The sequence below is a fragment of the Lysinibacillus sphaericus genome (genome assembly GCF_002982115.1).
GTDB lineage: Bacteria > Bacillota > Bacilli > Bacillales_A > Planococcaceae > Lysinibacillus > Lysinibacillus sphaericus.
This window is the reverse complement of sequence record NZ_CP019980.1, coordinates 4,244,747-4,259,680: the sequence shown is the minus strand read 5'-3', so window position 1 is coordinate 4,259,680 and position 14,934 is coordinate 4,244,747. Positions and strand designations below refer to the sequence as shown.

Annotated in this window: 11 protein-coding genes; 8 read left to right on the top strand and 3 right to left on the bottom strand. The window is 37.5% G+C overall.

Going from position 1 to position 14,934, the window contains the following annotated elements:
• Positions 1–10 precede the first annotated feature (10 nt).
• The gene (locus LS41612_RS20775) at positions 11–1,420 is read right to left on the bottom strand and encodes a polysaccharide deacetylase family protein (RefSeq protein WP_233433815.1); all 1,410 of its coding nucleotides are present in this window, start codon (positions 1,418–1,420) and stop codon (positions 11–13) included.
• Positions 1,421–1,791: 371 nt separating this feature from the next.
• Between LS41612_RS20775 and LS41612_RS20770 the strand changes: the two genes are divergently transcribed.
• The gene (locus LS41612_RS20770; RefSeq protein ID WP_024362761.1) at positions 1,792–2,544 is read left to right on the top strand and encodes a threonine/serine exporter family protein; all 753 of its coding nucleotides are present in this window, start codon (positions 1,792–1,794) and stop codon (positions 2,542–2,544) included.
• Between the two features lie 12 nt (positions 2,545–2,556).
• Entirely contained in the window at positions 2,557–3,024 is a 468-nt protein-coding gene (locus tag LS41612_RS20765; RefSeq protein WP_024362762.1) for a threonine/serine exporter family protein, read from the top strand.
• 90 nt (positions 3,025–3,114) lie between these two features.
• On the opposite strand, the gene LS41612_RS20760 is transcribed toward LS41612_RS20765, so the two are convergent.
• Positions 3,115–5,136 (bottom strand): bifunctional diguanylate cyclase/phosphodiesterase, encoded by a 2,022-nt coding sequence (locus LS41612_RS20760; RefSeq protein ID WP_024362763.1) that lies wholly within the window; start codon positions 5,134–5,136, stop codon positions 3,115–3,117.
• Positions 5,137–5,322: 186 nt separating this feature from the next.
• Here LS41612_RS20760 and LS41612_RS20755 point away from each other — a divergent pair, with 186 nt between their 5' ends.
• The 5 genes from LS41612_RS20755 (at position 5,323) to LS41612_RS23730 (ending at position 11,703) form a co-directional block, all read left to right on the top strand.
• Positions 5,323–6,216, top strand: a complete 894-nt coding sequence (locus LS41612_RS20755) for a DMT family transporter (RefSeq protein WP_024362764.1) — start codon at positions 5,323–5,325, stop codon at positions 6,214–6,216.
• Between the two features lie 73 nt (positions 6,217–6,289).
• A complete protein-coding gene (locus tag LS41612_RS20750; protein WP_024362765.1) occupies positions 6,290–8,011 on the top strand; it encodes an ABC transporter ATP-binding protein in 1,722 nt (573 codons plus the stop codon).
• On the top strand, positions 8,011–9,843 hold the full coding sequence (locus tag LS41612_RS20745; protein WP_024362766.1) for an ABC transporter ATP-binding protein: 1,833 nt from the start codon (positions 8,011–8,013) through the stop codon (positions 9,841–9,843). The genes LS41612_RS20750 and LS41612_RS20745 overlap by 1 nt, the downstream gene beginning before the upstream one ends.
• A 441-nt stretch (positions 9,844–10,284) precedes the next feature.
• Positions 10,285–11,151 carry a GNAT family N-acetyltransferase gene (locus LS41612_RS20740; protein ID WP_024362767.1) on the top strand — a complete coding sequence of 289 codons (867 nt, stop codon included), beginning with the start codon at positions 10,285–10,287 and terminating at the stop codon, positions 11,149–11,151.
• Positions 11,152–11,577: 426 nt separating this feature from the next.
• Positions 11,578–11,703: a hypothetical protein gene (locus LS41612_RS23730; RefSeq protein ID WP_255313807.1), complete on the top strand. Its 126-nt coding sequence runs from the start codon at positions 11,578–11,580 to the stop codon at positions 11,701–11,703.
• A gap of 104 nt (positions 11,704–11,807) precedes the next feature.
• On the opposite strand, the gene helD is transcribed toward LS41612_RS23730, so the two are convergent.
• Positions 11,808–14,036, bottom strand: coding sequence for an RNA polymerase recycling motor HelD (gene helD / locus LS41612_RS20735; protein ID WP_024362768.1), 2,229 nt, complete (start codon positions 14,034–14,036; stop codon positions 11,808–11,810).
• A 135-nt stretch (positions 14,037–14,171) separates the two neighbouring features.
• On the opposite strand from helD, the gene LS41612_RS20730 reads away from it, so the two are divergent.
• The gene (locus LS41612_RS20730) at positions 14,172–14,894 is read left to right on the top strand and encodes a glycerophosphodiester phosphodiesterase (RefSeq protein ID WP_024362769.1); all 723 of its coding nucleotides are present in this window, start codon (positions 14,172–14,174) and stop codon (positions 14,892–14,894) included.
• Positions 14,895–14,934 lie beyond the last annotated feature (40 nt).

Genomic DNA, 14,934 nt, shown 5'->3' with positions numbered 1-14,934 from the left:
TCTATTCGTGCTATTCACGATAAGGGAGAATTTCAGAGACAGTCACAAATTCATAGCCCTCACTCTGTAAGTAGGCTAATACAGCGTCAAGTCCATCTGCTGTTGATTGGTGAATATCATGCATTAACACGATGGCATTGTTGTGCATATTTTTTTTAATATATGTCAGTAATAATTGTGAATTACGATGTTTCCAGTCCAAAGTGTCAATGCTCCACAGTACTACAGGAACAGGTATTTTTGCATTGATGTCATCATTAGTAGCGCCGTATGGAGGTCTAAAAACAGTTGCGCCTTGATTAATCGCTAATTCAATTTCATTTGCAGTAGACGTATATTCTTTTAAAACTTGCTCCATTGGCATTTTAGTCAATACTGGATGATTCCAAGAATGGTTGCCGATTTCATGACCACGTGCGAGAACATCTCTCGCGATATTAGGATAGTGTTTCACACGGCTTCCGAGCATAAAGAACGTCGCTTTTGCATTGTATTTATCGAGCGTATTTAAAATTTGTTCGGTTACTTTCGGGTGTGGACCGTCGTCAAACGTTAATGCAATACGTTTGGCGTTTGGATCCCCTGGAGAAACAGGTTTTGTAGGTTCCATTGTTTCCATAGCAATTTGAAAATCGGATGCTAATAATGGATTAATAAGTGAAAGAGCAAGCTTCACTATAGGTGCACCTGCTGCGCCACTGGCAATTTCGTACTCATCAAAGTAAAAATGGATTGAATCATCGATAATAGCAAATCGATTAAAGTTTTCCCACTTCGGCTCAGTTACTTTCAGTAGCTCATCATTATTGAGTTGATCTTTTAGCTCAAGATTTTGCTGTAAGTCTTTGCGAACATAGGCTGCTAAAGTTGTCAGGTTATTGTTGTCGTTCTGTAATAATGTTTGGATATTGATTGCTTCACCCGTTTCATTATTAAAGAAAAATGTTTTAGTGGAGACGACATGATTTGCTCCGCCTAAATACAGCATTTTCGTCAAGACAAAAGAATAGTAGTGATCCTGATATGGGAAAGTCTCTAAATTTATAGTAAGCTCACCTGTTGCCTTTTTATCTTTATTTTTTTTCATAGATAACAGATAGTCTTCTTTTGCCTTTGTTATATACTGCAGTACGACATCGTTAAAAACTTCACTTTCTGTTTGTGGATAGTGAACGGCAAAAGGTGTGCGTTTATCTTTAGAAACGTCAGATGTAATACGTATACCTGGAAACGCAGAGTTTTCAGTGGATACATTACTAGTTGCTTCACTATTTGTGTCTTTGGAAGCACTGATTTTTTGGAATTTAAAATGGTCCTTAGACAATACAATGACAAGGATGATGGATATTAATGTAACAATAAGCCCAATTAACAGAAAGTCAATCATAGGGCCGCGTTTTTTTCTGCGTTCCTGAATCAATGTTGGTACGCTCCTCTCTATAATTATTCTTCTATAAAATCAGACGTGCGAGTCAACGGAAAAGTTGTAGAAATCTACAAAGTTTTTGTTGAATTTAATAGAAATACAATAAAAAATAGTATGTAACAGTGTTTTAAAACTATCACGACAAGAACTTATAAAAGACTCGTTCAAAGCAAACTGTATTTTGCACATTTTAGCTCAATGAAATTCGACGGATAATGGATTTTGTACCGAAGGCATTGTATCATTTAGCGACAGATACAATTATGACAAAATATAATTGATAATATCGAAGATTTTTTGTTGAGTTTTTATTTACAGTTCGTTACTATATGCAAGGAACCTTTTGAAGGAGGTAGATAACTGGAATGCTATCACGTGAAGTGGATAATGAACTTACTATTGACTGCTTGCTTCTTGCAGGGCGAATTATGATTGAAAGTGGTGCAGAAACATATCGTGTTGAAGATACGATGCTGCGTATGGCACAATCTCAAAATATGCTAGATGCGCAATGTTATGCTACACCTACAGGTATTATTTTTTCGTTAGGCAAGACACAGCCGACGAGAATCACTTCTATTTCCAGTAGGGTTACAGATTTGCAAAAAATATCCTTGGTAAATTCAGTATCTCGTAGACTCACATCTCACATAATATCATTAGAAGACGCTTATGACGAGCTAAAGTCGATACAAAAAACAAATTATTTTTTACCAATTTATATACAAATATTTGCAGCAGCACTTGCCAGTGGCTGTTTTCTGATTATGTTTAAGGGTGGATGGTCTGATTTCCCTACAGCATTTATTGCAGGTGGGCTAGGATTTCTTACTCTTATTCTAATGAATCATTTAACAAAAGTGAAATTTTTCTCGGAGTTTACGGCTTCGTTAATTATTGGCGTTATTGCTTTTTTAGCAGTGAAGTTTAACTATGGTACAGAAATCGATAAAATTATTATTAGCTCTGTTATGCCACTAGTGCCAGGTATTTTAATCACCAATGCGGTAAGGGATTTAATGGCAGGTCATTTTATGTCAGGGATGGCAAAGGGAGCAGAGGCTTTTTTAACAGCCTTTGCTATTGGTTCAGCGATTGCCGTCATCCTATCGTTTTAGGAGGCGGAAGAGATGGATATAATTACACAATTAATTGTGAGCTTTTTTTCAACAGCAGGTATTGCGATTATTTTTAATGTACCAAGAAAAACCTTGTTTCATTGTGGTTTTGTTGGTGTGATTGGCTGGATGATTTATTATCTTTTGACTGAGCAGGGATTGGACGTTGTAGACGCTTCGTTTTTCAGCTCATTTATCATTGCAATTGTTGCACATTTATATGCACGCCGCTTTAAAATGCCGATGATTATCTTTATTGTGGCGGGAATCATTCCGCTTGTGCCAGGGGGGATGGCCTACAATGCAATGCGTAATGTTGTGGAAGATGATTATTTACAGGGCTTACAATATGGGCTGAAGGCGTTTTTAATTACAGGTGCAATCGTGATGGGCTTAGTGTTTGCAGAGGTCCTAATGCAATTTGTATTTCGTGCTATCCGCTCAAGCAAGTCGAAGTTGCAAAGAACTTATCGAAAATAAAGTATCACTTTACATTATACAAAATATGGTGAATAAAAAGAGCTGCTCCGAAAGTGTTGGATACTTCGGAACAGCTTTTTATCACATTATTTATTTTATAAGTAATGCTTCGATTTCGTCTGGTGTAACAGGTTTGCTAATATAAAAACCTTGAATAGCATCACAGCCGTAAGTGATTAATAGATCAGCTTGCTCGGCTGTTTCAACGCCTTCAGCTACCACTTTTAACTCCATAGATTTTCCTAACTGTACCATGCCATGCATAAGCTTTTGTGTTTTTTCGGACTTTAATAACGAACTAGTAAATGTTTTATCAATCTTTAATGTTTCGATTGGTAAAATTTGCATGTATCGGAATGAACCATAACCAGTACCGAAATCATCTAAAACAAAAGCAATCCCTTCGTTTTCAAGTTTTCGCATTTGCTGTGTAATAAAGGTAGCAGCTTCTGCTTCTAAGGCGAATTTTTCAGTAATTTCAATTTGAATGAGATTGGCAGGGCAATTTGTTTTGGCTAACATATCAAGAATGGATTTGGCCATGTTTTTATCGCGGAATTCACGCACAGATGAGTTAATAGCCACTTTTAAATTATGACCAGCCTTCTTCCAAATAAGTGCTTGCTCGCAAGCTTTTTCTATCATAAACGATCCAATATTGTTAATAAGACCCGTTTCCTCAGCGATTGGAATTAGTTCATCTGGTGAAACGACACCAATCACTTCATCTTCCCAACGAACGAGCGCTTCTACCGCTGTAATTTTACCCGAATAGATGTCAACTTGTGGTTGATAAAGTACTTTTAGGTTTTTCTGGTCTAGCGCTTGTAGCAGACGTTTTTCAATTAAAGCTTTTCGATTTAATGCTTTATGTGTTGCTTTTGAAAGGGAGACAATTTTGTCACCACCTGCTTCACGCACATTCGTAATCGTTGCGATTGAGGCCTTCATTAGTTGAGAGAAGGTTGTTTGATCCTCAGGGTAGCGTGTAATACCACCACTAATTGAAATAGGTACTGCGATATTGCTGCTATAGATTGGATGCTGTTGTAAATAGGACAAGAAGCCTTGTATAAACCATTCACTTAATGGCGTAATGACAACAAAATCATTTTCGTTAATACGAGCCATCGTACTGTCTTGGAAGTACATTTTGATGCGGTTTGTAAATTCGATAATTAGGCTTTGATTGATTTGTTGATCGTGTAATTCCTTTAATGTATAAAATTTATCGATACTTAAATAGACGAAGGAGAAGTGTTTTTCTTCCTCAATCATTTTTGTAATCACTTTTTCTAAACGGTGGGCATTCATTAAGCCTGTTTCTGTATCGATATAAGCAATTTTTTCAAGTTGGTGTTGAATGGTCTTAGATTTTGTAATATCCTTCTCAATTAAAATAAACTGTTGTTCATTTGCCTCTAAATTAAAAGTTGGGATAGCTGTGAGAAGTACCCAATAGGACTGCCCTGTTTTCGTAACCTTCTCGATTTCCCCTTGCCACGTATGGCCATTATTCAAATTGCGCCATATCGTATTTGTAATTTTTTCACTCGCTTCGTTTTCAGGGAATAGTTGCCAAAAAGTTTTGCCGATTACTCGCTTTGGTGTCCATTGGCTAATTTTTAAAAATTCTGCATTACACTCTAATATAAAGCCATCACGATCCAAAGTCACTGTCATAAATGTAGAGTCTAAGCCTTGCTTTAAGTCTACATATGTACTGCTGTTTGAAACAGAATTAATCATTAACTCTGGTAACATAAACATAATTAAAATAAGGTGTTCACCTTGTTCAATAAATGGTTTTGCCAGCAATGCTGAAGAGATTTCTTCTTCAGAATGTGTGTACACTTGAACTTTATCTATATATGTACTTTCTGTATTGTGTAAAATCGCTTGAAACGTCTCAGATGAAAGATTTCTTAGTAGATTTTCATGTATGGATGGAGTAGTATGTCCTGTAATGTCAGTAACTGAGAAACCAAATAGTTCTTCAGCGTGTTTTCCCGAAATTGTTGCTTGTCCATTTTGCTTTATGACAATTGCAGGAAAAGGAAGTGAATTTATATAATGTTCATCTATCGTAAATGATTTATGCATAAGACTCATGAGTATTCGATCTCCTTGGGTAATCAATATATACTAATATTATAGATAATTATCGGGAATTAGTCATTATGAATATAATTGTAAATATTTGATAATGAGAAAAAATAGGACTTTTCTAACGAAATTAAAGAAAAGTTTTGAAGAAAAATAACAGTTTTTAGTACGTATATAGGAAGCGGGAATTGAATGGAACGATTAAAAGGTATACTTTTTATTATCACTGGAGCGATGTTGTGGGGAGCAACAGGACCTTTAATGGAATGGTTACTCAATCATACAGCATTGACAGTTTCTTTTATGTTGACAATTCGTCTATCGGTTGCAGGTATTTTTCTACTTACATACTTATTGTTAACAGGTAAAGATATTTTTAGCATATGGCAACAAAAATTTTGGAGTAGACAGCTTATAACCTTTGGTATTGTAGGAATGCTCGGTGTGCAATATGCTTTCGTTGGAGCGATAAATGAAAGTAATGCTGTATTAGCCACGTTACTACAATTTTTAGCGCCAATATTTGTTGTTGCTTATGTATCTCTTAGTTTAAAGAAATGGCCACCTAAATATCAAGTATTAGGTATTATAGGCACATTACTCGGTTTATTTCTACTACTAACGAACGCTTCTTTTGAATCTTTATTAGTTAGTAATAAAGCCTTATTGTGGGGAGTAGCAGTTGGATTAACGTTTGCTTTTTACACATTGTATCCCGCACGTCTGATGAAAGAGTGGAATGTGCTCCTTGTCGTAGGCTGGGGGATGCTAATCGGTGGTGTGACGTTAGGTATAGTAAGTCGTGTATGGCAATCCAATCAGTGGACGGTTTTTACAGATTTCAAAATTACAGGTTTAATGCTGGCGCTAATCGTTACGGGCACAGTTGCCTTCATTCTATTTTTAAGTAGCATGAAGTATATTACTGCTGTAGAGACAAGTATCTTATCAAGTATCGAACCGTTAACGGCGATGGTGATCTCAGTTATTGTATTTGGTACATCACTTGGATTGTGGCAATTAGTGGGAGTTTTCGTTATGCTTGTTTGTGTAACATGGCTATCAATCGCAGGAGAAAAGGCATAAAAATATTTTTTGTATAGGTGTTTTTGACTAGATTTATAGAATACTAGTTCTTCTCAAACAAGGGGGAGAGAATGTGAAAGTAATTTTTTCGTATGTAAAACCTTATAAGTGGACAGCCGTTATTGCATTATGTTTGATGCTTATGGAATTATTCGTAGAGCTGATTCAACCGCTTATTATGGCCAAAATTATTGATGATGGTGTACGTGCTCAAAATCAACAGATGATTATACAATGGGGAGCCGTATTACTTATTTTATCTTTTATCGCCTTTTTAGCCGGTGTCATTAATTCATATTTTTCATCACATACTGCGCAAAGCTTTGCTTTTGATTTGCGTAACGCTTTGTTTGAAAAAATACAATCTTTTACATTGGCTACGTATCAAAAATTTTCTACAGCTTCGCTCATTACTCGGCTAACAAATGATGTCACACAAGTTCAAACAGTGTTGTTTATGAGCCTTCGTATTATGCTCCGAGCACCACTTGCTGTTGTGGGAAGCATTGTTATGGCATTTGTTGTCAATGCAAAACTAGCATTGTTTTTAGTTATTGGGGCACCAATCATTTTTCTTTTCCTGATTTTTATGGTTGCAAAAGGTGTGTCTTATTTTGGGAAAGTGCAAAAGCGTGTAGACCGATTAAATCGAGTGCTTCAAGAAAATTTACAAGCAATGCGCCTCGTGAAAGCTTATTTACGTGGAAAATATGAGGCTTCACGTTTTGAGCAGGTGGCATCACATTTGAAGGTGGATACTGTTAAAGCACTGCGCACGATGGAATATATTATGCCGGTCTTATTGTTCGTAATGAACATGAGTTTATTGGCAGTTCTTTGGTTTGGTACAAAGCAAGTTGCTACAGGGACAGCACCGCTTGGAGATATTGTAGCGATTGTCAACTATGCAATGCGTATCACAGGTTCGTTTTCAATGTTTGCTTTTATTATTATTTTTTATGCCCGTGCGAAAGCTTCAGCAGAACGCATGACAGAGGTGTTGGCTGTTGACAATGAAGTAGAAAGTACTTCGTCATCGATAGTGGGGGCATCTAGTGACCTGAAATTAGGGGAGCTGGTATTTCATAATGTCAGCTTCCAATACCCAGGTACAGATGCGACCGTCTTGTCCAACGTAAGTTTTCAAGTGAAGTCAGGTGAAAAATTAGCCATTATGGGGGCTACTGGTGCTGGTAAATCGACATTACTACAGCTTATTCCTCGTTTTTATGATGTGACAGAAGGACAGATATATGTCGAAGGAAAAGATGTTCAACAATGGGACTTGCAAGAACTACGCGACATTATAGGCTATGTTCCGCAGCAATCTTTATTATTTACAGGTAGTATTGCTGATAATGTACGTTGGGGGGATACGAAAGCGGAAATGGACGAAGTGTTAAATGCAACGATGCAGGCACAAATCCATGCATCTGTGGAAGACTTCCCGAGTGGTTATGATACGCGCGTTGGGCAAAAGGGAGTTAATTTATCAGGTGGTCAAAAACAAAGATTATCGATTGCGAGGGCACTATTAAGAAAAGGGCATATATTAATGCTTGATGATAGTACAAGTGCACTTGATGTTAAAACAGAGCAGGCACTATGGGATGCGCTTAGTGAAGAAAGTGCAACGATGCTCGTTGTCACACAAAAAATTCGTACGGCAAAAGGTGCAGATCATATTTTGTTAATAGACGAGGGTAAAGTGGTCGCCTATGGTTCACACGAAGACCTTTTGCAAACTTCTGAGCTCTATCAAAAAATCGCTATCTCCCAGCAGGAGGTGAAATAATGGGATTTTTCCAAAAACCTTTTGGCTATGAGCCGATTTTATCGAAAGAGGATGTAAAACAGGTTGTAAAGAAAAAGAAAGGGCCACGAGCAGCAGATTGGAAAAGTACATTATGGCGTCTATGGAAAATTGTCGATGAACAACGGATGTTATTAGTCATCGTACTATTCCTTGTTATGGTCAGCTCACTTTTGGCGCTATTAGGACCGTATATAGTCGGCAAAATAATTGATCTATATGTGATGCAAGGCGAGCTCAATGGACTAGGCAGTAAAATTACGCTGTTAATCGGAATTTATGTGCTTTTAGCTATCTCGTTATTTTTACAAAATTATTGGATGATTGGGATTGCCCAACAGACGATATATAGGCTGAGAACAAGTGTCTTTACTCATTTTCAAAAGTTACCTATCTCGTTTTTTGATAGACGGCAACATGGCGAGTTAATGAGTCGCATGACAAATGATATTGAAGCAGTTAGCTCTACTTTGAATAGTTCTTTTATACAGGTGTTTTCCAGCGTTTTAACGCTTGGGGGCACGCTTATTATCATGCTAAGCTTGAGCCCATTGTTAACGATCTTAACAATGACAATTATTCCAATTATGTTTTGGGCAATGCGCTGGATTACACGTCGAACTGCTCCGTTATTTAAAGAGCAACAATCAGCAATGGGAGCGCTCAATGGCATGATTGAAGAAACTATTTCTGGACAGCGAATTGTAAAGGCCTTTTCACAGGAAGAGCGTGTAAAGGCAGAATTTCGCGACAAAAGTTTACGTTTGAAAAGAACAGGCTTTTGGGCACAGACGTACTCTGGATATATACCAAAAGTCATGAACTTTTTAAATAATATGAGCTTTACGATTGTTGCTGGTATTGGTGGGGTGCTTGCACTTTACGGTCATGTATCAATAGGTGTAATTGTTATTTTTACAGAATATGCTCGCCAATTTACACGACCATTAAATGATTTGGCGAATCAGTTTAATACAGTACTCTCAGCTATTGCAGGAGCTGAGCGTGTATTTTCATTACTCGATGAACAGTCTGAAATGGAAATGTCTACTGCAAAGAATCATACATTAGTAGGACAGGTAACATTCAAACATGTGTTTTTTAAATATGATGTGGCACAGGAATCTTACACACTAAAAGATATTAACTTTACGGTTGAGCCAGGGCAGACGGTTGCTTTGGTAGGGGCAACTGGTGCAGGGAAAACAACGATTTTACAGTTAATTGCTAGATTTTATGAGGTGACGAAGGGCGAAGTGCTATTTGATGGTATAAATGTACAGCAAATTGAACGGCAAGCACTCCGTTCCCAAATGGCCTTTGTATTACAGGACCCTTTTTTGTTTGAAACTACAGTAAGGGAAAATATACGTTATGGCCGTTTAGATGCTAGTGATGAGGAAGTTATAGAAGCGGCGCAGCTCGCTAATGCGCATGAATTTATTATGAAACTAAAGGATGGTTATGATACTGTTCTCAAAGCAGATGGTCGTGAAATTTCCCAAGGTCAAAAGCAATTATTATCCATTGCACGGGCACTAATTGCTAATCCGAAAATTTTATTGCTTGATGAGGCAACGAGTAGCATTGATACCGTAACAGAATTAGCAATCCAAGAGGCACTTGACCGACTGATGCAAGGACGCACAAGCTTTGTCATTGCACATCGATTAAATACTGTGCATAATGCAGATGTCATACTCGTTATGCAGAAGGGTGAGCTAGTTGAAGCAGGTTTACAGCAAGAATTAATTGAATCTGGGGGCATTTACGCCCAGATGCTAAGCGCCTCCGCATATCATTTAGAAGAGTAATGTTTGGAAGAACTATGGCGGTGGAAAAGAACCGCAAATTACTGGTAAACGAAAGTAGGATAAGTTTGATTGTAGAGCGATTTTTCTAGAAATCGCTCTTTTTTAATTGGAAGCACCTGCCAATAGTAATGGTTGTATAATAATTTATTGTAGAAATTTAGTACTTTTATTAATGTAATTTATTTGTATTAATGTTATAATAATTACAATAAATGTAATTATCCGATTTCTTAGGATGAGAAGCCATATAATGATTTATAACTAATAGCTTCTAGTAAATTTCATTTATTTTAAAGACCTATAGTAGTACAAATCTTTCTATTTATTCTGTATTGGAAGTAAAATTGCTGATTATTAGAAACGGGTATGATAATTTGTTGCCAGTTTATTTTCTTTCTTGCTACAATAGGGCAATAGTCTGATATAAGAACGGAGTAAACAATGAACATTTCAGTGATTACAGTGTCATTCCCTTTGGATGGGGAAACATTGAATGAATTAAAAATATTATGTGAAGAAGCAACTTTAAACGATTATCGTGTATATGAAACGATTATGAATATACCATCGGCAGGTTCTTTTGAATCGAAAGGTTTTATGGTGCTTGCTTATGAAGATGACAATGATGTATTAGTAGGTGCTGCAAGTGCCATTGATTTGATGGGGCTGCATACGTATGAATGGTCGTTAGTAGTGACACCAGCTTATCGCCAAAAAGGAATTGGAACAGCTTTAGTCAATGTGTTACAAGCTGGACTAGAAGAGCGAGGAGCAGAAGGTCAGTTAGCAGTTGTTATTGATGGCTCTCCTTACGGGCATACATTTATCGAAAAGTTTGGCTATTCATACAGTTTTTCAGAAGCAACATTGGAAACGAAAGCAGAGCCAGTTGAACTTCGAGATGATATTCAAATTGCCCCATACGCTGGGGAGCAGACTGAACTAATCGCTATATATAGTGATGCGTTTGGGGATTTGCCATCAGAATCGGAGGAGCTAATCGATTTTAATACGTCAACGCATGGCCGAAAACTATGGGTGGCACATAAAGATGGTCACGTTGTAGGTACGGTGACCACAGCAGAAGAAAATGAAATTCAATGGGTGACAGCACTTGCAGTTCATCCTCAGTATCAAGGGCAAGGAATCGGTACAGCTTTATTATCCTTTTCAAAAGACTATGCTAGTAAACAAAGCGCTAAATTTGTTATGCTTGATGTAGAAATCGAGAATAGAAAAGCTCTTTCTGTTTATGAGAAGGCAGGCTTTATGAAAGCACAGCAACTAGACTATTATGTGAAAAATTAATGTAAAGAGAGGCTAGGACAAAACTAAAAAAATTTAAGGAACAGACGAAAGCTGTTCATAAATTTTTGCTATATGGAGACCTAGCTATTCTTGCTTTTGCAATTAAAAAAATTAGAAGTGTTCACTAGTTGTTGGTAGCGAAGGCGGTGACTCCAGCTCAGAACAGCACATAATGTTAGACGCAACAGACCGCGCGTAGCAAGGGTTGCGGCTTACGGTGTGCCCGCGGAAAGCACCGTCGTAGCGGACAACAACTGCATAGCAAAAAAGTGTTAGATTGATTAGGTTCAATCTAACACTTTTTCTCTTATGTCCCAGCCTTTTTATTGCTAAGAAGTTTAAGTTTCTGTTATATTCCTCTTTTTTATCATAAATGTGTACTATGCCCATATAGTATTAATAAGGATGAAGAAAGGGGGCGTTGTCATGCGTATGCCAGCATTGCCGAAAAAAAAGTCTCCTCCGAGGGAAGCACCTCGCTCATGGTGGAAGGTTGTGAAAGCTTATTTATCGAAAGGAAAGTTTTACAGATTACCACCGCGCCATAAATAGTTTTTACAGTATTTATTTAATCGATATGAATGAGCACGGCTATCCAACTGCTAAAATAGCATGTTAGGGACTGTATCCTACTGTGCTATTTTTTATTGTGTTATTTAATTTTCTAATAGAAATGCCTTTTTCGTAGGACCAATTAAATATAGCTCATGCATGGCACGAGTTAATGCCACATAAAGTAATTTTCTATCAATTTTCGAATCAAAGAAGGGCGTATCAAAGGCAGCAACAATGACAGCATCAAACTCAAGACCTTTTGCTAAATGGCTTGGTACAACAAGTAATACTTGCTGATTAATCGATTCATCTTCTGTGAGAAGTTGACAAGGAATCGCGTCATTCGTTAACGCCTGTTGCATTGATTTGGCTTCAGCCGTAGTTTTACAAATTAAGGCGATTGATTGGTGCCCGTTTGCTCTAATGGAAGCGAAAATTTCTCTAATTTGCTGCGTATTAAAGGAAGCTGCCTGTACAAATGTTGGAGCATCTCCATGACGGACTACAGGCTCAACTAATGGCAGTTGCTCATCCATTTGCATTAAAATTTTGTTAGCGACCTCCATAATTTCAATGGTTGTTCGGTAACTTTTTTGAAGTGTTCTAAAGCTAGCGCGGGGAAATAAATTTTGCACAGGCTCCCAAGCGGTTAGGGAACGATAGCTATGAATTCCTTGTGCTAAATCACCTACCATTGTAAACATATCCGTTTCTAGCCCTGCTTTTAGAGCGGCTAGCTGGAATAGACTGTAGTCCTGTACTTCATCGATAAAGACAACGCGCATTTTCCATTCATCTGCAATCCCTTTTAGCTTTGCTTGTAAATAATAGAGGGCAGCTAAATCTTCTAACATCCATTGCTCTTTAGCGTGTGCTTGTAAAAATTGTTGTTGTTCCATATAATGCCATTCTGGTGCGATTTCTGCTAATAGCTCAGCATTCGTTAGCAGCGTACGATAGACTGTTTTTACATTATATTTTGTAAAGCGGCGCATATAGACAGCAACGGTAGATTTTGCTTCCTTTTCAATGGCGGGTAAACGTTCATCGCGTTCATCGATAAATTTTGTAACAATGTGTTTTCGTTTCTCAGCATCACGAATACCATTAAGCGCTTTTCCAAGGGCTTCATCGTATTTTGCATGCAACGTATTTAAGACGGCTTGTTTCTTTTGCCGAACATGACTTGCAAGTACCTTTTTAATATGGGCTAACCGTTTTTCAATCGGCATATAAGAAAATTCATATAAGAATAATTTTTTTAAATGTGAAGCCCGCATTATACGATATTTTTCAATATAGACATCCTCGAATTGTTCAGCTATTTGCAATTCAATTTTTTGTAAATATCGTTCGATTATATCGCGATAATAAAGGGAGCCCTTCACTTCAGAAATCCAAGGAGTTGGCTGATCAGCACCGCCTATTACGAGTGATTCCAATTGTTCATTCGGATTGCGTAGCTTTAACTTTAGTTTTGTTGCGGCAAGGACATAGTCTGCAAATGTTGTTTGGCATATTTTATCAACACCAAGCTCTGGGAGGACATCTCCAATATAATCAATAAAAAGCTTATTCGGTGCTAAAATCATGAGCTGCTCAGGATTAAAATGTTCGCCCATCGTATAGAGGAAGTACGAGATACGGTGTAAAGCAATCGTTGTTTTCCCACTACCGGCAGCACCTTGGACAATAATTGGCTGACGCAGATGAGCGCGTATTATATCGTTTTGTTCTTTTTGAATAGTAGAGACGATTTCTGTTAAGCGTACATCTGCTTTTCCTGCCAATGCTTCTTGTAGTAATTCATCATTTGTTGTTAAGTCAATATCCCGAATATCGAGCAATACGCCATCTTCAATTTTATATTGTCGTTTGGCAAATAAATGTCCTTTATGAACTTCTCCGCGAACATCATATTCCATATCACCAAGACGGCCGTCGTAATAGACATTTGCTACAGGCGAACGCCAATCGACAATAATAGGTTCATGTGTTTCACGATGAAATAAGGATGTTTTTCCGATATACAAAAACTCTTCAGGATCGCCCGTTTTTTGAAAGTGAATGCGGGCAAAGTAAGGCTTTTTTTGTACAGCCTCTAAACCTTCTTTTTGATTGCGAGCCATTTCAAAAAAACGAGCATTTGTTAAAATGTTTAAATAACTTAAACTTGAATCTAGATAATCTAAATCCGCCATAGACTTTCGTATATTTTCTTGTGCAGATTGCAGGTCTCGTTGCGATTCATTTAAAATCTGTTGCATATAATTTTGCGTGTATGCAAGGCGCTCTAACTCAGCCTGAAAATCCGGGTGTTGTGCAGTCATTTTTAGCACCTCCTAAGTACTTACAATTTTAAGTAGATTCTCATACTACTATACAAAATTTTACCTATCAAGTGTAAACGTTCTATTTAGCTTATTGTTATACTATGAAGTAAAGAGTAGAAGGAGGTTTTGCATTTGGATTTATTTGCCCATCGTGGCGTTTCAGCTCATTATCCCGAAAATACAAAAGCCGCTTTTTATGCAGCATCTAAGCTACCAATTGCAGGTATTGAATTGGATGTTCATGTCACCGCAGATGGTGAGCTTGTAGTGATTCATGATGAAACAATTGACCGAACATCTAATGGTTCTGGTTATGTAAAAGATTTTACACTTCAGCAACTGCGTGCATATGATTATGGTTCGTGGTTTGCAGCACAATTTCAAGGTGAAAGTATTCCTACATTAGGTGAAGTTTTAGAGATTTTTGTCGCTACACACCATCGTATCAATATTGAGTTAAAAACGGATGTCTTTCCTTACGAAGGAATTGAGGCGCTTGTATTAAAGGAAATAGCGACGCACCAAATGACGGAGAGGGTCATTATTTCTTCCTTTAACCATGAATCGCTTCAAACTGTATATCAGATGGCGCCATACATTGAAACGGCTGCCTTATTTGCGGAGGTTTTAGTCGATTTTACAACCTATACAGCAACCATTCCTGCTAATGCGATTCATGTTAGTTTACCTACTGCATTTAGGAAACCTATAGCAACAGCACTAGAGAAAGAGGCAACCGTGCGTGTTTACACCGTTAATGACGTTAAGTATGCACAGCAATTGCAACAGCTCGGCATACAAGCCCTATTTACAGATGACCCAGAAGCTATACTAGATGGAATCAATAAAGATTAACAAAGTTACCCTTTGCTGAACGACAACTAATGACTCCAAA

Excerpts from the sequence above, each read along its gene's own strand:
- LS41612_RS20770 (WP_024362761.1), top strand. The coding sequence starts at position 1,792 with ATGCTATCACGTGAAGTGGATAATGAACTTACTATTGACTGCTTGCTT.
- LS41612_RS20765 (WP_024362762.1), top strand. The coding sequence starts at position 2,557 with ATGGATATAATTACACAATTAATTGTGAGCTTTTTTTCAACAGCAGGT.
- LS41612_RS20760 (WP_024362763.1), bottom strand. The coding sequence starts at position 5,136 with ATGAGTCTTATGCATAAATCATTTACGATAGATGAACATTATATAAAT.
- LS41612_RS20755 (WP_024362764.1), top strand. The coding sequence starts at position 5,323 with ATGGAACGATTAAAAGGTATACTTTTTATTATCACTGGAGCGATGTTG.
- LS41612_RS20745 (WP_024362766.1), top strand. The coding sequence starts at position 8,011 with ATGGGATTTTTCCAAAAACCTTTTGGCTATGAGCCGATTTTATCGAAA.
- LS41612_RS20740 (WP_024362767.1), top strand. The coding sequence starts at position 10,285 with ATGAACATTTCAGTGATTACAGTGTCATTCCCTTTGGATGGGGAAACA.
- LS41612_RS23730 (WP_255313807.1), top strand. The coding sequence starts at position 11,578 with ATGCGTATGCCAGCATTGCCGAAAAAAAAGTCTCCTCCGAGGGAAGCA.
- helD (WP_024362768.1), bottom strand. The coding sequence starts at position 14,036 with ATGACTGCACAACACCCGGATTTTCAGGCTGAGTTAGAGCGCCTTGCA.